Annotated in this window: 23 protein-coding genes; 19 read left to right on the forward strand and 4 right to left on the reverse strand. The window is 45.1% G+C overall.

Going from position 1 to position 17,845, the window contains the following annotated elements; translation table 11 throughout:
• The first annotated feature begins 124 nt into the window (after positions 1–124).
• From H1230_RS13135 to H1230_RS13155, 5 genes are all read left to right on the forward strand, one after another.
• On the forward strand, positions 125–829 hold the full coding sequence (locus H1230_RS13135; RefSeq protein ID WP_239715957.1) for a response regulator transcription factor: 705 nt from the start codon (positions 125–127) through the stop codon (positions 827–829).
• On the forward strand, positions 807–2,222 hold the full coding sequence (locus H1230_RS13140; protein WP_239715959.1) for a sensor histidine kinase: 1,416 nt from the start codon (positions 807–809) through the stop codon (positions 2,220–2,222). Before H1230_RS13135 ends, H1230_RS13140 begins: the two co-directional genes overlap by 23 nt.
• An 88-nt stretch (positions 2,223–2,310) precedes the next feature.
• Complete coding sequence (locus tag H1230_RS13145) at positions 2,311–2,658, forward strand: Asp23/Gls24 family envelope stress response protein (protein ID WP_239715961.1); 348 nt, start codon at positions 2,311–2,313, stop codon at positions 2,656–2,658.
• 79 nt (positions 2,659–2,737) lie between these two features.
• Positions 2,738–3,100, forward strand: coding sequence for an acetyl-CoA acetyltransferase (locus H1230_RS13150; RefSeq protein WP_239715963.1), 363 nt, complete (start codon positions 2,738–2,740; stop codon positions 3,098–3,100).
• A 75-nt stretch (positions 3,101–3,175) separates the two neighbouring features.
• Complete coding sequence (locus tag H1230_RS13155) at positions 3,176–4,192, forward strand: S66 family peptidase (protein WP_239715965.1); 1,017 nt, start codon at positions 3,176–3,178, stop codon at positions 4,190–4,192.
• An 81-nt stretch (positions 4,193–4,273) separates the two neighbouring features.
• Here the strand turns inward: H1230_RS13155 and H1230_RS13160 are convergent, their stop codons facing one another.
• Both H1230_RS13160 and H1230_RS13165 read right to left on the reverse strand, forming a co-directional pair.
• Entirely contained in the window at positions 4,274–4,846 is a 573-nt protein-coding gene (locus tag H1230_RS13160) for a beta-class carbonic anhydrase (protein WP_239715966.1), read from the reverse strand.
• Between the two features lie 34 nt (positions 4,847–4,880).
• Entirely contained in the window at positions 4,881–5,201 is a 321-nt protein-coding gene (locus H1230_RS13165) for an iron-sulfur cluster biosynthesis family protein (protein WP_239715968.1), read from the reverse strand.
• 164 nt (positions 5,202–5,365) lie between these two features.
• Here H1230_RS13165 and H1230_RS13170 point away from each other — a divergent pair, with 164 nt between their 5' ends.
• From H1230_RS13170 to trmD, 8 genes are all read left to right on the forward strand, one after another.
• The gene (locus H1230_RS13170) at positions 5,366–6,883 is read left to right on the forward strand and encodes a carboxypeptidase M32 (RefSeq protein ID WP_239715970.1); all 1,518 of its coding nucleotides are present in this window, start codon (positions 5,366–5,368) and stop codon (positions 6,881–6,883) included.
• Positions 6,884–6,970: 87 nt separating this feature from the next.
• Positions 6,971–7,615, forward strand: a complete 645-nt coding sequence (trhA, locus tag H1230_RS13175; RefSeq protein ID WP_239715972.1) for a PAQR family membrane homeostasis protein TrhA — start codon at positions 6,971–6,973, stop codon at positions 7,613–7,615.
• 150 nt (positions 7,616–7,765) lie between these two features.
• The gene (locus H1230_RS13180; RefSeq protein ID WP_154122272.1) at positions 7,766–8,122 is read left to right on the forward strand and encodes a putative DNA-binding protein; all 357 of its coding nucleotides are present in this window, start codon (positions 7,766–7,768) and stop codon (positions 8,120–8,122) included.
• Between the two features lie 21 nt (positions 8,123–8,143).
• Positions 8,144–9,532 carry a signal recognition particle protein gene (gene ffh, locus H1230_RS13185; protein WP_154122273.1) on the forward strand — a complete coding sequence of 463 codons (1,389 nt, stop codon included), beginning with the start codon at positions 8,144–8,146 and terminating at the stop codon, positions 9,530–9,532.
• A 286-nt stretch (positions 9,533–9,818) separates the two neighbouring features.
• A complete protein-coding gene (gene rpsP / locus H1230_RS13190) occupies positions 9,819–10,091 on the forward strand; it encodes a 30S ribosomal protein S16 (protein ID WP_239715973.1) in 273 nt (90 codons plus the stop codon).
• A gap of 22 nt (positions 10,092–10,113) precedes the next feature.
• Positions 10,114–10,344 (forward strand): KH domain-containing protein, encoded by a 231-nt coding sequence (locus tag H1230_RS13195; RefSeq protein WP_239715975.1) that lies wholly within the window; start codon positions 10,114–10,116, stop codon positions 10,342–10,344.
• Positions 10,345–10,465: 121 nt separating this feature from the next.
• Positions 10,466–10,990: a ribosome maturation factor RimM gene (rimM, locus tag H1230_RS13200; protein ID WP_239715976.1), complete on the forward strand. Its 525-nt coding sequence runs from the start codon at positions 10,466–10,468 to the stop codon at positions 10,988–10,990.
• Positions 10,990–11,736: a tRNA (guanosine(37)-N1)-methyltransferase TrmD gene (gene trmD / locus H1230_RS13205; protein WP_239717295.1), complete on the forward strand. Its 747-nt coding sequence runs from the start codon at positions 10,990–10,992 to the stop codon at positions 11,734–11,736. The genes rimM and trmD overlap by 1 nt, the downstream gene beginning before the upstream one ends.
• A gap of 767 nt (positions 11,737–12,503) precedes the next feature.
• On the opposite strand, the gene H1230_RS13210 is transcribed toward trmD, so the two are convergent.
• Entirely contained in the window at positions 12,504–12,686 is a 183-nt protein-coding gene (locus H1230_RS13210) for a hypothetical protein (protein WP_239715978.1), read from the reverse strand.
• Positions 12,687–12,856: 170 nt separating this feature from the next.
• Between H1230_RS13210 and H1230_RS13215 the strand changes: the two genes are divergently transcribed.
• Positions 12,857–13,084, forward strand: a complete 228-nt coding sequence (locus H1230_RS13215; protein ID WP_239715980.1) for a hypothetical protein — start codon at positions 12,857–12,859, stop codon at positions 13,082–13,084.
• An 80-nt stretch (positions 13,085–13,164) separates the two neighbouring features.
• Here H1230_RS13215 and H1230_RS13220 read toward each other — a convergent pair whose 3' ends face one another.
• Positions 13,165–14,094: a hypothetical protein gene (locus tag H1230_RS13220; protein ID WP_239715981.1), complete on the reverse strand. Its 930-nt coding sequence runs from the start codon at positions 14,092–14,094 to the stop codon at positions 13,165–13,167.
• 190 nt (positions 14,095–14,284) lie between these two features.
• Between H1230_RS13220 and H1230_RS13225 the strand changes: the two genes are divergently transcribed.
• From H1230_RS13225 to H1230_RS13245, 5 genes are all read left to right on the forward strand, one after another.
• Positions 14,285–14,584 (forward strand): hypothetical protein, encoded by a 300-nt coding sequence (locus H1230_RS13225; RefSeq protein ID WP_239715983.1) that lies wholly within the window; start codon positions 14,285–14,287, stop codon positions 14,582–14,584.
• Between the two features lie 146 nt (positions 14,585–14,730).
• Entirely contained in the window at positions 14,731–15,075 is a 345-nt protein-coding gene (rplS, locus tag H1230_RS13230; RefSeq protein WP_239715985.1) for a 50S ribosomal protein L19, read from the forward strand.
• A gap of 339 nt (positions 15,076–15,414) precedes the next feature.
• Positions 15,415–16,035, forward strand: coding sequence for a signal peptidase I (lepB, locus tag H1230_RS13235; protein ID WP_239715986.1), 621 nt, complete (start codon positions 15,415–15,417; stop codon positions 16,033–16,035).
• Positions 16,036–16,064: 29 nt separating this feature from the next.
• Positions 16,065–16,925, forward strand: a complete 861-nt coding sequence (gene ylqF / locus H1230_RS13240; RefSeq protein ID WP_239715988.1) for a ribosome biogenesis GTPase YlqF — start codon at positions 16,065–16,067, stop codon at positions 16,923–16,925.
• A gap of 219 nt (positions 16,926–17,144) precedes the next feature.
• Positions 17,145–17,771 carry a ribonuclease HII gene (locus tag H1230_RS13245; RefSeq protein ID WP_239715990.1) on the forward strand — a complete coding sequence of 209 codons (627 nt, stop codon included), beginning with the start codon at positions 17,145–17,147 and terminating at the stop codon, positions 17,769–17,771.
• The last annotated feature ends 74 nt before the right edge of the window (positions 17,772–17,845 follow it).

A 17,845-nucleotide genomic window follows, 5' to 3' on the forward strand; every position in this document is an offset into this window, starting at 1 on the left:
GTACATGGGACCAGTTCCTATGTGCGATTTTTTTTGGGAAGGTAGCATTATTTAGTTAATCTTTAGATTCTGTTTAGGTTGGGCTCAGGATGTTAGGATATAGTAAGAAAATGGGGGGATGACCATGTACACCGTTTTGATCGCTGACGATGAGTCGGAGATTGTCGAACTGCTGCAGTTATATCTGGAGAAAGAATATACCATTCTGGAAGCGACCAGTGGAACACAGGCTCTGAAGCTGATCCAAAATAATAAAATAGATCTGGCTATTCTCGATATTATGATGCCCGGAATGGATGGGCTGCAATTATTGAAAAGGATCCGCGAGCAATATCAGTTTCCGGTGCTGTTTCTATCTGCGAAGAGCCAGCACCATGACAAGATTCTGGGGCTTGAGCTTGGAGCGGACGATTATATTTCCAAACCATTTAATCCACTAGAGATTGTGGCTCGTGTAGGGGCGATGTTGCGGCGGGTTTACCATTTCGATGCCCCGGTGGTTGAAGAGAAGCAGAGTGAGCAGCTTGTACTCGGCCATTTAATGCTGGATCGGAGCCAATGTCTGCTGTACCGTTCAGGTCAACCAGTGGCCCTTACTTCCACTGAATTCAAAATTCTGGAGTTATTGATGGAACAGCCAGGTCGTGTCTTCACCCGCAAACGAATTTATGAGGCAGTCTGGGAGGATTTTTACGTGTATGAAGACAATAGTATTATGGTGCATATCAGCAATATTCGGGAGAAGATCGAACGTGATTCCAAGAAGCCGGAGTATTTGAGAACTATTCGAGGATTGGGGTACAAAATTGAAGCGCCTGTGGAGAACTAGGGAAAAGCGGCCGCTGCAAACGTCGTTTACTTTGGATTTTATGCTCTTTATGATTATTCTGCTGGTGCTTGCGCTTGGGGTATACTTATTTGTCAGTCTGGATGTGACCCATACGTTCGCCAAGTACCGAATAGCGGATCCGGAGCTGAAGGTTGAAGCAAACGCTTATATGGATGATCCCGAAAACGGTATTGAAAGCAAACGGCTCCTGCAAAGTGGCGGCTGGCTGGAGGTACTGGACAACGAGCGAAAGGTCATCAAGGTTGTGGGGGAGAAGTTGGATTTAGTGAGCCAGTATAGTAATAATGACTTATTCGTTGGGCTGGAGAACCGATCTGAACAGACCTACTTCTATTCGCTGGCCCATTTTCCGGACAATGCTTCTGGCTGGCTGCTGCTAAAAATACCCCGGGAAAAAATTGACGTCTCCATTAATAGCGACCCGTTAATTTCTTATCTGAAACATCCTGTTTCCTTCTATGTCCTGCTTGCCATCTGGCTGATGCTGTTGCTTATTTTTGTATACAGCTATTGGATGGCCCGGCGAATCAGGAAACCGTTGCGCATTATTACGCAAGGTCTCAATCAGATGACTAGAGGGAAATACAATACTCGTATTACCCTATATGCAGAGGAGGAATTCGTTCAAATTGGCGATACCTTCAACTACATGGCTGACGTGATTGAGAGAACTGCGGAGGAGAAGCGCCAAGCAGAGGAAAGTAAGCAGCGTCTTATGGTAGATCTTTCGCATGATCTGAAGACTCCGATTACGAGTATTCAAGGATATGCGCAAGCGCTGATGGAGGGCCGTGGCGAGGATGAAGAACGCCAGAAACGTTATTTAACCTACATCTATAACAAATCCGCTCAGGTCACCAAACTTATCCAAAATATCCTAGACCTGCTGAAGATAGATTCGCCTGACTTTATGCTGCATATGAAACGCCAAGACCTGAGTGAATTCATGCGGGAAATTATCGCAGATACTTATGGGGAGATTGAACAAAAAGATTTTGTGCTGCAATTCCTTGCTCCTGATCAGGGTGTATATGCAAACTACGACTCAGAGCTGCTCTCCAGTGTGGTAAATAATCTGATCTCCAATGCACTAACCTATAATCCGCCGGGAACGCAGCTGCGCGTAGAGGTCTTAGCGTCAGAGGATGATGTTGTCATTGAAATCGCCGATACGGGGATCGGAATTCCCGAGGAGTTATGGTCAACGATATTTGACCCATTCGTCCGTGGGGATAAAGCGCGGTCTGCGTCTGGTGGGACAGGGCTAGGCTTATCGATCGCTATGAAGAACATGGACAAAATGGGCGGTACGCTGCAACTTAACAAGCGGGATAACGAAGCAACGGTGTTTACGATTCGAATTCCAAAATAGCAGGATTGGCCTGGTCCTAGGTGCTTGTGAATTTAGTGCTTGTTGTATTAATGTATATGTAGATCCAATAGCTTAAAGGGGGATTCATATGGAACGGGAAATTCAAAAAGGTCTGGTTGATATTTCCGATGGTGTTGTTTCGTCTATTGTAGGGCGTGTGGTACTGGAAACGCCAGGAATCGCAGGGATGTCCGGAAGCAACATTACTAAAGGGTGGGCTCAGCGCCTGAGCGGTAGGAATGTATCTAAAGGTTTATCTGTCGAGGTCAAAGAGGTGGACGTTGCCATTGATCTGCGGGTTGTTGTTAACTATGGCTGTGTCATTCAAGAGGTGTGCTACAGTCTGCAGCAAAATGTACGCAATGCTGTTGAGACTATGATGGGACTGTCTCTGGTTGCTGTGAACGTTAAGGTGGAGAAAGTGGCTATTCCATAAGCATTGCCTTCAAGTTGGCACCGTGGCCTAGGCTTCTGCATAGAATGGAGTAAATCCATTTACGGAGGTCAGAACAACAATGTCGACATATTACACTGGGCAGCCAGAGACTGTGATTTATCAAGCCGATCCTGCTGTGATCCAGCACCTGCACGGTGTCCGTGAATCCCTGCATCATTCCTGCAAGCCATACCTTAACCATAAAGTGAAGGTACAAACGGTGGAAGGGCAAGTCCATGAAGGCGTAATCGCCGGGGTGGATAACAAGCATCTGTACTTAAGCGTGACGGTCACCCCAGAAATGGCTCGTGGATATTATAACCCTTATTATAAGCCGTATCCTACTCCCTATCCAGGTGGTCCATACCCGGGTTCTCCGTATAATAACAACGTTATTTTGCCGCTTGTGCTATTCGAATTGTTGGCAATCTCTCTAATCTAAAACGAAAAGAGGATGTCCTGCTGTAGTCGGGATGTCCTCTTTTCTTGCACGAGTATGATCACTAGGAGGCGGCATATGATTACATATCCTTTTTTAGACAAAGGAGCTACGATCGGAGTGACAGCCCCCTCATCCGGGGTTGGCGTAGAATATCAGGAATTGCTTAAGCTTTCCACTGGAAGGTTGAAGAAAGAGGGTTACCAGTTCATTGTAGGAGAAACTGCAGGGACTCAAGTGAAGGCAAAGTCTGCTCCCGCCACAATACGCGCTGAAGAGTTCAATGCGATGATGTCTGATGAACATATTGATATCATCATTCCGCCTTGGGGCGGGGAATTGCTGATCGAGATCCTGGAATATATTGATTTTGACCAGATTACAAATAAGTGGATATTAGGCTATTCAGACATCAGCTTATTGTTAATGGCGATTACGTTAAGAACCGGTATAGCAACTGCTCACGGAACGAATCTTCTAGATTTGCGGGGAAAATATTTCGATGAGACAACAGCACAGTGGCAAGCAGTGTTATCTACTCGAAGTGGTGATTCCATCCTTCAGCACTCTTCTCAGAAATATCAACAGGAATGGCAAGATGCGAAACCTTCACCCTATGTCTTTCATCTAACGGAGCCCACAGTATGGAAAACAGTGTCCACTGAGACTGTACAGATACAAGGTCGCTTACTGGGTGGATGCATAGACGTAATCAGACATCTAATCGGTACACCTTTTGGGAATCTGCAGCATTTTCAACAACAAATTATCCATAATGAACCTATAGTGTGGTATTTGGAGAATTGTGAGCTGAACACAACCGATGTACGCCGATCCTTAGTTCAAATGAAGCTGGCAGGCTGGTTCGAGCATTGTTCGGGGGTGATGTTTGGCAGAAGTGCGGCCAATAAGCCTGTTGATGGCTACACCGCTGAGGATATTTATCAGGAGCTGTCCGAGGAGCTTCAAGTACCGATAATCTATGATATCGATTGTGGCCATGTTCCTCCGCAGATCACGTTTATCAATGGGGCTTATGCGGAGATCGTAGTGAAAGCTGGCAAAGGAACGGTACAACAATATTTTCGTCCATAGCCTTCATATCCATAAATACAACAAAAGGGGCAGCCACAGGAGCTGTCCCTTTTATCTATATTCGATTGAACGATTACGTACTTAACTATTGAGTTGCTCATATCCGTCTGTGACAAGCTTAAGCGCTCCGGTAGCCGGGTCGATAATCATGCCATGCACAGGAATATTAGGAGGGAGTAGGGGGTGGCGCTTAATTAACTCTACAGAGCGCAGGACCGCTTCCTCTACATTGTTAAAGCCGCGCAGCCATTTGGTAAGCTTGATTCCCGAGTTCTCCAGTGTTGACAATACCTCATCAGAAACACCACGATCTTTAATGGATTGGATCATTCTTTCTGAATTAAGAGAAGCCATGCCACAATCATAGTGTCCCACGACAATGACTTCATCGGCGTCCAGTTCATATAGCGCAACCATAACGCTGCGCATAACGCTGCCAAAGGGCTGGGAAATAACGGCTCCCGCATTTTTGATAATTTTTACATCACCGTTCTTGAAATTCATAGCCTTAGGCAGAAGCTCTACCAGTCGCGTATCCATGCAGGTAATAATCAGCATTTTTTTGTCTGGATAACGGCTAGTCAGATAGGCTTCATATTCCTTGTTCTCTACAAAGTGTTCATTGAAGTTCATAATATTGGAAATTTGACTCATGACCGTGTGTCCTCCTCAGATTACCGAGCTATAGTTACGTGCGTAAGTCTCTTACTAGAATGTTACTGCCATAAATTTGCGAATTGCTGTCCAGCTTAAAGGAAGAGAATTGTTCTTCTGTATCAAGCCGCATCTTTTCTTCATAAAAGATTTCCTGTTGGCGGCTAATGATAAAGGGTAGAGCACCCGCCTCAATGACAGAATCTCCTTTCTCCGCCTCGTGGACGATCGTCAGTACGTTGATCCCGTCGCAGCCGCAACCTTCAGTATCATAGAAAAGCTTGAAAATTCCCGGCTGAACGCCAAGCCTCTCCTGCAATTTCCTCTCTGCAAGAGGTGTTACTTGAATCCTCATAGCCGGTCACACTCCTTAATAGTTTTGCGAAGCAAGGTCTGCTTCATACGCAATCGGAAGAAGTATTTTAAATTAGAGATGTAAGCTCCTGAAGTTGATTATACTTATTTAAAAAAGTATCATCAAGAGGAGTCGGTAAAACAGAGAAAGCAGGTGCTCTAAATATGGAACAACATGCACAGGAAGAGTGGGAGAAATTCAGTGAGTTTTTAGCTAAGATTAGTGGGTATTCGGAAGCGATCGGGTTACTGCATTGGGATTTGCGCACAGGTGCGCCGCGTAAGGGGGCTGAGATTCGTTCTGAAACCATCGGGATGCTGAGTGGAGAAATGTTCAGGCTGGAGACCTCGCCACTGATGGGACAATTCACCGAGTTCTTCAGCCGTCCTGAGGTAATGAATCAATTGACTACAGTGCAGAATAAAATTGTTGCGGATTGCCGCAAAGAGTATGACCGCAGCAAGAGCATCCCTTCCAAAAGGTATGAGGAGTACTCAGTCCTGGCTGCCCATTCCCAAACGATGTGGGAGGAAGCCAAGGAGAATAACGATTTTGCCTCATTTGAGCCTTATTTAAGCAAAATAGTGGCCTTCAAACAGGAGTTTATCGACTACTGGGGCGTGAAAGGTACGCGCTACGATACACTGCTCGATATGTATGAGCCTGATCTGACCGTGGAGAAGGTAGATGATTTATTCAACCGGCTGCGCAGTCGTCTTGTTCCGCTGGTAGAAGCGATCTCAGCTTCGCCGCACAAGCCGGATACGAATTTTCTGCATACCATCTTTGAAAAAGAACAGCAGCAGAAGTTCGGACTCTTCGTTCTGGAGCAGATGGGTTATGATTTTGCAGCGGGACGTTTGGATGAGAGTGTGCACCCTTTTGCCACTGGACTAAATCCGGGAGATGTCCGCATCACGACCAACTACCTGCTCGATAATGTTACGAGTGCTGTATTCAGCTCTTTGCACGAAGGTGGGCATGCACTCTATGAGCAAAACATCAACAAAGAGCTTGTAGGCACACCGCTTGCTCAAGGGGCATCCATGGGTATTCATGAGTCCCAGTCGAGATTATGGGAGAATATGATTGGCCGCAGCCGGACCTTCTGGCACCGTTACTATGGTGATCTGCAACAGCATTTCCCACAGCAGCTTGCGGGTGTAGAGGTAGAGGATTTCTACCGGGCTATTAACAGCGTAGCCAATTCCTTTATTCGGATTGAAGCGGATGAGCTGACTTACAATCTGCATATCATTGTGCGTTATGAGATTGAGAAGCTGATCTTTAATGAGGGGCTTGCCGTTAAGGATCTGCCTGAGGTATGGAACGCCAAATACCAGGAATATCTGGGAATAACACCGCCAACAGATGAACTTGGAGTTCTGCAGGATGTGCATTGGTCTGGTGGAGATTTTGGCTATTTCGCCTCTTATTCCCTGGGCAATATGTATGCCGCACAAATCCTTATCACACTTCGCAAAGAGCTGCCAGAGTTTGATGAACTGATCGCAGCCGGCAATCTGCTTCCTATTAAGGAGTGGCTGACTGCTAAAATTTACGTCTATGGGAAGAGCCTGACACCTGCGCAAATCATCGAACAAGTGACAGGTGAGCCGCTGAATCCTGATTATTTGGCCGACTATTTGGAGGCGAAGTATACAGAGCTATATAAACTGTAAGCTGGAGCCAAGCATCGCCGATAAGATTGGATTGACTCTAGGGTAAAGGATACAATAGAAGAAAACCGCAAATGAAAGGATTTTAGTATGGCAAACACACATACGTACAGCCGCAAGGAAGAGGTCGCAAATGCGATTACACACGGCATTGGTGTCGTATTAAGCATAGCTGCGCTCGTCTTGCTTATTGTTTTATCCAGTGAAAAGGGGACGGCTTGGCATGTTGTCAGTTTCTCTATCTATGGTGCAACGATGCTGCTGTTATATCTGAATTCAACTCTAGTGCATAGTCTCAGGGATGGAAAAGCGAAGGATTTGTTCGAATTCTTCGATCATTCCTCCATATATTTGTTTATTGCCGGCTCTTACACGCCCTATCTGTTGATAGCGATCCGTGGAACACTCGGCTGGAGCCTGTTTGGCATCATCTGGGGAATGGCTGTATTAGGAGTCTTGTTCAAAGCTTTTTTCGTTAAAAAATTCCTGTTCATGTCCACTGTTTTCTACATTATCATGGGCTGGCTGATGATGATCGCCTGGAGTCCACTCTCTCATGTTGTAGCCGCAGGAGGTATGCACCTGCTGTTGATTGGCGGATTACTGTACACGCTAGGGACCATCTTTTATGTATGGAGAGCCTTCCCGTATCATCATGCGATCTGGCATGTATTCGTGCTTGCAGGGAGTGTTGTCCACTTTTTGTCCCTCTTGTACCTGATGCCACTGAGTTAAAAAACAGTGTATTTAGTACTGGAAAGTTGATTGTTATCTAATATAAAGAGATGACAAGTGAAAAGACTTGACATGTCTCTTTGTTTTCGGTATCATAAGGGACGTTGTGAAGCTGTAAAGTGTTTTTCCTTGACGAAGGGAGTGCCCTTAATGAGTCAGGAGAATAGGCTCGAGAAAACTAACCGAATCAACTTACTTTTTGCTTTCTATGAACGGCTGCTTACAGAGAAGCAGCAAACATTTCTGAAATATTATTTTCATGATGATTTCTCGCTTGGAGAGATTGCTGCTGAATTTGAGATTAGTCGCCAAGCTGTGTATGAGCATATTAAGCGGGCGGAGCAAGTTCTGGAGAATTATGAAGATAAGCTTGGTTTGTTAGTCAAGTATGAAACTCGTAATAAACATTTAGATGAACTGCGCAGACTGCCGGATGATGGGATGCTGCCTGAGCAATATAAACTGCGGTTTGCGGATATCGTGGATCGTTTGCAGAGGTTGGAGTAGCATGAAGGGAGAAAGCTGCATATGGCGTTTGAAAGCTTAAGCGGAAGATTGCAGAATGTGTTTAGCAAACTGCGTGGCAAAGGCAAAGTGTCCGAAGAAGACGTAAACGAAGCCATGCGCGAAGTACGGCTGGCTCTACTGGAAGCGGACGTTAACTTTAAGGTAGTCAAGGACTTCGTGTCCAAGGTGAAAGAGAAGTCCATAGGCAAGGAAGTTATGAATAGCTTCACTCCCGGCATGGTTATTATCGATATCGTTAACAAGGAACTAACGGAGCTGATGGGCGGAAGTCAAGCCAAGCTGGCAAAGTCGAACAAACCACCAACTGTTATTATGATGGCGGGCCTGCAAGGTGCAGGTAAGACAACGACTTCGGCGAAGCTAGCCAAATTACTGCAGAAGGGCAATCATCGCCCACTGCTCGTAGCGGCTGATATTTACCGTCCTGCTGCCATCAAACAGCTGCAAGTGCTGGGTGAGCAGATCAAGGCACCGGTATTCTCGCTTGGGGATCAGACCAGCCCGGTAGAAATTGCCAGACAAGCTGTTCAACATGCGAAGGATAACGGACTGGATTATGTCATTATCGATACTGCAGGTCGTCTGCATATTGATGAAGAATTAATGGAAGAACTGAAGCAAATTCACAGTGTCGTTAGCCCTGATGAAGTGCTGCTTGTAGTAGACGCCATGACCGGTCAAGATGCCGTAAACGTAGCCGATAGCTTCAATAAGCAGCTTGCGCTTACTGGCGTAGTGCTGACGAAGCTCGATGGCGACAGCCGTGGTGGTGCTGCATTGTCCGTCAAAGCCGTTACTGGCTGCCCGATCAAATTCGCTGCGTTAGGTGAGAAGATCGATGCACTGGAGCCGTTCCATCCGGAACGGATGGCTTCACGGATCTTGGGAATGGGCGACATGCTCTCGCTGATTGAGAAAGCCCAGTCGAACATTGATACCGAAAAGGCTAAGGAAATGGAACGTAAGATGCGTAACGCAGAATTTACGTTTGATGATTTCCTGGAGCAGATGGATCAGGTGAAGAAGCTCGGCCCTATCGACCAAATTCTCGAAATGCTGCCTGGTATGAACAAAGCCAAAGGCATGAAGGATTTGAAGGTTGATGATAAGCAAATGGGTCGCGTCGAAGCCATTGTTCATTCAATGACTAAGAATGAGAAGCAGCAGCCTGAGATCATTAACCATAACCGCCGCAAGCGTATCGCTACGGGTAGCGGTACTTCTGTAGCCGAGGTCAATCGCCTCATCAAACAATTCGACGAGATGCGTAAGATGATGAAGCAATTCTCCGGTATGATGGGCGGCGGAGGCAAAGGTGCCAAGAACGCCATGAAGCAACTTAAAGGCATGGGTGGCAAGGGCGGCGGAATGAAATTCCCTTTCCGTTGATCTTAATCTTTTTCTTTGTTCTTTGTTCTTTTTCTTTGTTCTATACGAACTTCGATTATCCATTGTACAACATAGGATAATCCCTGTTTCTTTCTAGATAACGCAAACGTCAAGCGTGTCCCGTCAGGGACGAAAGCGATCATTCCCCAAACGTCTCCAAGCAACACCCTGCTAAACACTTACGCTAGTTGCACTTAGCCGGTGTCCAGAGGGTGCAACCCTTGGGGCCCTCCCTTGGAAGGGAGGGTTTGGGTGGGATCGAAATTAATTTAAGGAGGTGAATTTCGTGGCAGTACGTATTCGTTTGAAAAGAATGGGTGCTCATAAAGCGCCTTTCTATCGTGTAGTGGTTTCCGATTCCCGGTCCCCTCGTGATGGTCGTTTTATCGAGGAAATCGGTTACTATAATCCGATTGAAAAACCGGCAGTAGTTAAGATCGATGAAGAAAAAGCTCTTAAATGGCTTCAAACAGGTGCACAAGCATCTGATACAGTTCGCAGTCTGCTTTCCAAAGCAGGCGTGATGAAGAAGTTCCATGAGCTTAAGCTACAGAAATAATGACTGATTGTGAGGGTCCTCTATGGAAGAATTAGTTGGAGTTATTGCTAAGGCTTTAGTGGATCATCCAGAAGATGTGGTGGTAAGAACCGTGGAGAAGGATCACTTGATTGTCTATGAACTGTCCGTTCATCCTGATGACGTGGGCAAGGTTATAGGTAAGCAAGGTCGAATCGCCAAAGCGCTACGTACAGTAGTCACATCTGCAGCAGTCAAGAGCGATAAACGCGTAACAGTAGATATTTTATCTTAAATACTGCGTACAATGAGGGGCTAGGGATAGTATATCCCGGCTCCTTTTTGTGCAAATATATAGAATCAAATGTATGAACTAATATGATGTTGAAACAGGCTATTTAGAAGGAGAGGGTTTTATGACGGAAGAATTAACTGTAGGCAAGCTTGTAAATACACACGGTATTCGCGGGGAGATAAAAATATTCTCGCATACTGATTTCCCGGAAGTTCGTTTTGCGCCAGAAAAAAAGCTGATCGTATATCCTCCGAATGGTGGCGCACGATTCGAAGTCATCGTGGAATCGGCACGTGAGCACAAGGGAATGTTTATCGTTAAGCTAAAAGGCTATACCGATATTAACCAAGTGGAGAAATATAAGGGCAGCGTCCTCAAGGTTCCGAGCAAGGACTTGGTTGAATTGCCGGAGAACGAATACTATTTTCACCACATCGTGGGTTGTGAAGTATTTACTGATGAACCTGGAAGCGAGTCCTTGGGTACAATTATCGAAATATTGCAGCCCGGTGCGAATGATGTTTGGGTTGTGAAGCCAGTCAAGGGGCAGGATATTCTGATTCCCGTTATCCCGGATGTAGTATTGGATGTAGATATTGAGGCCAAACGGATCACGGTGCACCTGATGGAAGGGCTGCTGCCATGATTAGGATTGATGTGCTAACACTATTCCCTGAAATGTGTGAGAGTGTGTTTGGCACAAGTATTCTGGGGAAAGCCCGTGAGAAGGGAATCGTTGCATTGAATGCAGTGAACTTTCGTGATTTCTCGGGCAATAAGCATAATAGTGTGGATGATACGCCATATGGCGGAGGTGGGGGAATGGTGCTTAAGCCGGATCCGATCTTCGCTGCGGTGGAACATGTTCTGGAGATGTCTTCCTCACCGGTGAAACCTCGTATTATACTGATGTGTCCGCAAGGGAGAACTTATAATCAGAAAATAGCCGAGGAACTCGCACAGGAAGAGCATTTGATTTTTATATGCGGTCATTATGAGGGGTATGATGAACGTATCCGTGAGCATCTCGTAACAGATGAGCTTTCGATGGGGGATTACGTGCTGACTGGCGGAGAGTTGCCGGCATTAACCGTGATTGATTCGATAGTCCGGCTGCAGCCAGGGGCATTGGGAAATGAAACCTCAGCAGTAACTGATTCATTCAGCACAGGTTTGTTGGAGTATCCGCATTATACGCGCCCGGCAGAGTTCCGTGGCTGGAAGGTACCGGATATCTTACTGAGCGGTCATCATGCCAACATTGAGGTATGGCGGCGGGAACAAGCCCTTCAGCGTACGCTGGAGCGCAGACCCGATCTACTGGAGACCGCAGAGCTGACCAAGAAGGATTTGAAGGCCCTGGAGATTTTAAAGAAAAATAGCCCAGCTTAATATTAACTTATAGTACATGGCTTGTTACACGTCTTTTTAACGTCTTTACGTTGAAGGGACGTTTTTATTTATTATTTTCAAAAATGTGCGTCACTATTCCTTTTCCGGGGTAATTATAGGGAGTGCTGTAATTATTGAAAGGAATGACTAATATGAATACAAAAACAAGAGAAGAATATAAGCAGACAGTGGAAGCTGTCAACCAAGAGACGGAGCAGCTCCGTACAGTGAATGATATTATCGATTTCTATAAGAATCGTAAATCGTAATCCCCATTCGCCTATTAAGATCAGGTCTTTGCTGTTTAGAGATTTGTGATAATATAGCAAGAAATAAATAAGCCTTACTGCCGTGAACATTGTGTTCATTGCAGTAAGGCTTATTTATGATCTCCAAAGTCCGACGGAAATATTTCCTGAAAAAGAACATGAAAAAGACCGTCCGAAGACGGTCTTCTTTACCCGAGGCGCTAGTTTAAAGCTTTGATCCGTATCCCGCGCCACCAACGATAGAAACATTAGCCGTTGGTCCGGGTAAGGGATACGTTCAGCATGTCATGCTTGATGTGAACGCACCTCCTTTCCTTGTGCCAAGAGTATAGCATAATCTTTATAGAATATCCATTAAATTTTAGAGGAAATTTATAGAGAATAGTTTAGAAGAATCGGCTCTTATATTTAGACGTATTAGAGTATTACATTGACCCCTTCTGCCAGAATTCCTAGTATCCCAGCTGAAGGAGTCATTGTTGTTGAACATAAATTCATTTACGATTTATCACTGTGTCTAAGCTTGAGGAACCCTGTAACGAGAGAGTATAATCCAACAACCACGAGAAGTAATACAGCCCAGAGATAATTGCGCACTGTGTAAGTAAGCGATATCAAAATGAAAAATATAGCGATGCGCAGCACACCTTCGTTGATAAACAGGCTACCATTTCTAGTCATGATCTTTAGCCTCCTCAAATTAGCTGGTTACAATTATTATGATATCACTGAGTTTGCTAACAGGATAGTGAGTCCTGAAAAAAGATTCGTCAGTGGGGATCATTTAGCCGTTACCGGCCTTTCCAACTCCTCATAAAATACAGCAATACGAATGAGGAGGTATATCCAAAGTGGATGCTTATTATAACTGTTTGCGCTGCATGAATAAAAAGGTGCGGATTCTGACCGTACATGGTCAGCAATACGAAGGAGTTATTACAAATGTGGACGCTAATAATGTGTACTTAAGAACAGAAGGGAATGGGCCAATCAAGACTTCTGCCTTCTACCCTTACGGTTATGGCAGTCAAATTCTAACCTTAAGCTTGTTCACCTTATTGGCAATAGCTCTTATTTAGAAAGCTCTTCTAGCAAAAACAGACCATCCCGTTATCTAGGATGGTCTGTTTTTGCTGTTTCCTTATTCTTTTCCCATTGTTTATTGTTGTACAGTGATAGCACCGATTTGGGAGCTTAAGGATAACAGGGGGCCACCGCCCCCCAGTTCACTCTTGCCACATGCGGCTCCGGTGATTTGTCCAAGCTCGCTTTCGGTATCCAGGTTGCATTTAAGATCATGGGCCAGAACAGCGGTGAGGCTGCCTATATCACTTTTTGCTGAAAGACTGCTTCCGTTCTTCATGTCTGAGATCTCTAGATGAATACTGCCTGTGTTGGTCTCTACGCTGGATTTGCCAGTGACTATAGCTCCTTCAATGCTAATCGCACCAACATTGCTAATGATGCGGTAAGTACCTTGTAGATTATGGAGATTAATTTCTCCGACACGGTTATTAATTTGATACCGATTAAGGTTAGCTGGAATTTCTATGACATAGTTAATGCTAAAGTCGGAATAGCCGTATTTGTCTTGTGCCCAAGTCCAGAGATCCTTTTTCGAGTTTTCCTTAGGTCTAGCAGATACCTCTAACGTATTCCCGTTAGTCTGAATGGAAACTTCGGCGTGATCCAGAATCTCTTGACGGTCCGTAGAATGAGCTGAAACATTATGCGCCATAATGGTGGCACTCACGTTTATGTTGTTTCCAGCAATGGAGCTTACCGTGATTGTACCAACTGCGTTATCAATGCTGAGTACGGAGGCGGAATTGGTGGCTTGGGAAGCGGAGAGTTCTTTGCTTATACTGTCTGCTGCGACCGCATCTGCAACCTTGGCAGCCGTACTCTGAATGGTTTGCTCTACATTTGCGGTTGTTTGTCCAATTTCCTGCTTAATGATCTCTCCAATATTCTGTTCAGCATCATGGTTAGCCTCAACTTTGCCTTGTAATGGCGTGCAGCCAGCCTGAAGGGTGATGGATAGAACTGCAACGGCAGCAAGGATGATCAGCTTATGATTTTTTAACATTTGAGATGTCCCCCTAGATTTATATGTACTTCTCTGATTATATATTATGGGAAAATATTGAAAAACAGGCTGCAGTCCGGTTGTTGTACTGGACTTTAGACTAGGTGGAGTCTATGACTACAATTCAATTTTCAACTATGCTAAAATAACTTCTATATAGATGCGAGAACAAGGGAGTGGGTAAAGCCAAATGAGCTATACAGCAGTTATTATTGTGTTGTTGGTATTGGTGGTTGTTTATTTTATATCCCGTGGCCGGTTAACAAAGAATTCAAAAGATCATCGGAACAATAATGCCAATAGTAAGGGCAACGTTATTTCCATGGACAAGCATCGTAAAACCAAGACAATTTCAGGGGATCAACCCTGCTCATCATGCAAGAAAAAGAATGGTAAATTGATCTTCTATGCACAGGAGAATGGAACGATAGTTGGTTTGTGCAAGGACTGTAAGTCCAAAGCAATTAAGCAGGATATGCTGCCTCTCTAAAATAGTGGAAATAAGTTGTATTAGCCCTTACATTGTGGTATTATTATTTCTGTTGTGTGGAATACGGTGGTCCTCTGCTAATAATGATGGAGATATCATTTCTTCGGAAGAAGCAAGAACGCCTGTACGGAAGGAGGAAGACCTTAATGAATATCCTAGAATTAGTAACTCAAGAACAACTTCGCAAAGATATCCCGAGTTTTCGCCCGGGTGACACTTTGAAAGTGCACGTAAAAGTTATCGAGGGAACTCGTGAGCGTATCCAGTTGTTCGAAGGCGTTGTAATCAAACGTCGCGGCGGTGGTATCGGTGAAACTTTTACAGTTCGTAAAATTTCTTACGGTGTTGGTGTGGAAAGAACATTTCCGGTCAACTCGCCTAAACTCGAGAAAATCGAAGTAGCTCGTCGTGGTAAAGTTCGTCGTGCGAAACTTTATTATCTTCGTGACCTGCGCGGTAAAGCTGCGAGAATTAAAGAAATCCGTCGCTAGTATAGCGAACAAGGAAAGGGGCTTGAGTTCAAGCCCCTTTCGTTTTCTGATAAGCAAGAATTATCTTCCGCTAACTGCTTTTTGCACCATGAGTTCTGAATTCAATGCATGACATATATAGAGCGCTGGGGATCGGCTTCTCCGAAAAGGCCTCCTGAAGGAATATCTATGGAGGGGTTTTTGGTAGAGGTTTTTTTTGAAATTTATTGAAGTATAAGTTTAATTAAATACTCCATCCTTATATTTTACGAGAAACGGATGTCGCCCTTGTAAAAGTCGGCTCAGCCGTTTCTTCTTGTGTTGTATTGCTGGTGTGGCATAAAGAGAGGACGGTGAACTATGCAGCAGGATTTGCTGGAGGGACAGGGTGAGACTGGGGAGTCTAACCCGCAGAAACCTCGTAAACAGAAGAATGAAGTATTGGAATGGATTAAGGCGATTGCCATTGCTTTAGTTCTGGTGATTCTGATCCGTTGGCTGTTGTTCAAGCCGTTTATTGTCGATGGACCTTCCATGCAGCCTAATTTCCATACTGGAGAACGGGTTATTGTAAATGAAGTATTGTACGATATAAGGTCTCCGAAACGAGGCGAGGTTATCGTATTCCATGTGCCTTCAGAAGGCCGAGACTTCATTAAACGCGTTATAGGTGTGGCTGGAGACAAGATCAAGGTAGAGGGGGATGTCGTTACAGTTAACGGCGAGCCTGTGAACGAAACGTACATTCAAGGAGCTATTGATGCAGCGCATAATAATAACGCCTTGTACAATAATAAGAACTTCCCTAACGAAGATTTCACGGATGGTACAGTGCCAGAAGGGCATATATTCGTAATGGGCGACAACCGCTCGGATAGTACGGACAGCCGAATGATCGGTTATGTACCGCTGGGTGATATTGTCGGCCGGGCTGATTTGATATTCTGGCCGGTAAAAGACATCGAAATGATTAACCATTAAAGCAACAGAAGTCAAAGGAGGTGACGGCAATGGCCATTCAATGGTTTCCTGGTCATATGACGAAGGCTAGACGGCAAATCGAGGCTAAGTTGAAGCTGATTGATGTTGTAATAGAACTGCTCGATTCCCGTCTTCCTCTTTCCAGCCGCAATCCGATGATTGACGATATTTTGCGGGACAAGCCAAGGCTGATTATTTTGAATAAAGCGGATTTAGCCGATCCGGAAGCCACGCGGAAATGGCTGGCTTACTTTAAAGCTGAAGGGCACACTGCATTTCCGGTAGATGCATCTACCGGAACGGGGATCAAAGAAATTCCAGAGCAGGTCAAGATACTGCTGAAGGAAAAGATCGACCGGCAAATTGCTAGAGGAATGAATCCACGGGCAATGCGTGCTCTGATCGTTGGCATCCCGAATGTTGGGAAGTCAACATTGATTAACAAGATGGCTGGAAAACATATCGCTGCTGTCGGAGACCGTCCAGGTGTAACTAAAGGTCAACAGTGGATTAAGACGGGCGGGAATTTGGAGCTTCTGGATACCCCTGGTATTTTGTGGCCGAAGTTCGAAGACCAAGAAGTGGGTTACCGTCTGGCGGTAACTGGCGCAATCAAGGAAGAGATCCTCAACATTGAGGAGATCGCATTCTATGCCGTGAAGTATTTAGTGACTGACTATGGCTCTAGATTTCAAGAACGTTTTGGAATTGACAAGCTTCCTGAGGATCTGGATAATCCGGATGAGATTGTCGCCGTTCTGGAAGCAGTAGGCCGCAAGCGCGGTTGTCTGATCAGCGGTGGACGGGTAGATTTGGAGAAAGCCTCCCGTACTTTACTGCATGAGCTACGTGCTGGTAAGCTTGGGCGTTTCACGTTAGAAACTCCTTAATAAGGATTATATTTAACGTTTAAAAAACGGGGTATGGAAGAGCCATCCGAATTTGGGGTGGCTCTTTTTGTGTTTTCTGGGCTATACAAAGGTTATGAGCAAAGGACCACTATAATAAACAGCAAATCTATGAATAAAGTGGGATGCCCTGACTTGCATTACTATGTTAAGCTGAGTTGTAGAGACTAGGGATAAATTGTAGATGGTGGTGGAAGTAAGATGAGCACTATAGATATGTTATTTTACGAAAAAGAGATTTGGGAGCAATCCTATCGGAGCATCGCTGGAGTAGATGAAGTAGGTAGAGGTTGTCTATTCGGGGATGTGGTTGCAGCAGCGGTAATTTTGCCGGTGGGATTAATGATCGATGGTGTGGATGATTCCAAGAAGCTGACAGCCAAGAAGCGGGAATCCTTATTCGAGATCATCATGGAACAAGCATTGGCGGTTGGAGTGGGATATGTCGATTCAAGTGTGATTGATGAGATTAATATAAAGCAAGCCTCACGACTGGCCATGAAAAAAGCGGTTGAGGGTCTTAGCCATACACCTGATTACATGCTTATTGATGCGGAGAAGGTAGACTTGCCGCTACCGCAGCGCGCGATCATTAAAGGAGATGCAAACAGTCAATCTATTGCTGCAGCATCGATTGTGGCCAAGGTAACGCGGGACAGACTCTGTGCAGGCCTTTGGGAGGAATTATATCCGAATTATGGTATTGCGATACATAAAGGTTATGCAACCAAGCAACATCGGCAACAGATTACAGTACTAGGTCCATCGGATATGCATCGGCGCAGCTTTCTTGGAAACATACTGTCAGAGCAACAGACGCTGTTCTAGATTATGGCTACACAACTTATAAAAGCCGTAGAAATACCGATATAGATTAGAAGTAAGAACATTGGGAGGGAGGA

The sequence above is a fragment of the Paenibacillus sp. 19GGS1-52 genome, assembly GCF_022369515.1.
Classification (GTDB): Bacteria; Bacillota; Bacilli; order Paenibacillales; family Paenibacillaceae; genus Paenibacillus_AQ.

Excerpts from the sequence above, each read along its gene's own strand:
- H1230_RS13135 (WP_239715957.1), top strand. The coding sequence starts at position 125 with ATGTACACCGTTTTGATCGCTGACGATGAGTCGGAGATTGTCGAACTG.
- H1230_RS13145 (WP_239715961.1), top strand. The coding sequence starts at position 2,311 with ATGGAACGGGAAATTCAAAAAGGTCTGGTTGATATTTCCGATGGTGTT.
- H1230_RS13150 (WP_239715963.1), top strand. The coding sequence starts at position 2,738 with ATGTCGACATATTACACTGGGCAGCCAGAGACTGTGATTTATCAAGCC.
- H1230_RS13155 (WP_239715965.1), top strand. The coding sequence starts at position 3,176 with ATGATTACATATCCTTTTTTAGACAAAGGAGCTACGATCGGAGTGACA.
- H1230_RS13160 (WP_239715966.1), bottom strand. The coding sequence starts at position 4,846 with ATGAGTCAAATTTCCAATATTATGAACTTCAATGAACACTTTGTAGAG.
- H1230_RS13165 (WP_239715968.1), bottom strand. The coding sequence starts at position 5,201 with ATGAGGATTCAAGTAACACCTCTTGCAGAGAGGAAATTGCAGGAGAGG.
- H1230_RS13170 (WP_239715970.1), top strand. The coding sequence starts at position 5,366 with ATGGAACAACATGCACAGGAAGAGTGGGAGAAATTCAGTGAGTTTTTA.
- trhA (WP_239715972.1), top strand. The coding sequence starts at position 6,971 with ATGGCAAACACACATACGTACAGCCGCAAGGAAGAGGTCGCAAATGCG.
- H1230_RS13180 (WP_154122272.1), top strand. The coding sequence starts at position 7,766 with ATGAGTCAGGAGAATAGGCTCGAGAAAACTAACCGAATCAACTTACTT.
- ffh (WP_154122273.1), top strand. The coding sequence starts at position 8,144 with ATGGCGTTTGAAAGCTTAAGCGGAAGATTGCAGAATGTGTTTAGCAAA.
- H1230_RS13195 (WP_239715975.1), top strand. The coding sequence starts at position 10,114 with ATGGAAGAATTAGTTGGAGTTATTGCTAAGGCTTTAGTGGATCATCCA.
- rimM (WP_239715976.1), top strand. The coding sequence starts at position 10,466 with ATGACGGAAGAATTAACTGTAGGCAAGCTTGTAAATACACACGGTATT.
- H1230_RS13210 (WP_239715978.1), bottom strand. The coding sequence starts at position 12,686 with ATGACTAGAAATGGTAGCCTGTTTATCAACGAAGGTGTGCTGCGCATC.
- H1230_RS13220 (WP_239715981.1), bottom strand. The coding sequence starts at position 14,094 with ATGTTAAAAAATCATAAGCTGATCATCCTTGCTGCCGTTGCAGTTCTA.
- H1230_RS13225 (WP_239715983.1), top strand. The coding sequence starts at position 14,285 with ATGAGCTATACAGCAGTTATTATTGTGTTGTTGGTATTGGTGGTTGTT.
- rplS (WP_239715985.1), top strand. The coding sequence starts at position 14,731 with ATGAATATCCTAGAATTAGTAACTCAAGAACAACTTCGCAAAGATATC.
- lepB (WP_239715986.1), top strand. The coding sequence starts at position 15,415 with ATGCAGCAGGATTTGCTGGAGGGACAGGGTGAGACTGGGGAGTCTAAC.
- ylqF (WP_239715988.1), top strand. The coding sequence starts at position 16,065 with ATGGCCATTCAATGGTTTCCTGGTCATATGACGAAGGCTAGACGGCAA.
- H1230_RS13245 (WP_239715990.1), top strand. The coding sequence starts at position 17,145 with ATGAGCACTATAGATATGTTATTTTACGAAAAAGAGATTTGGGAGCAA.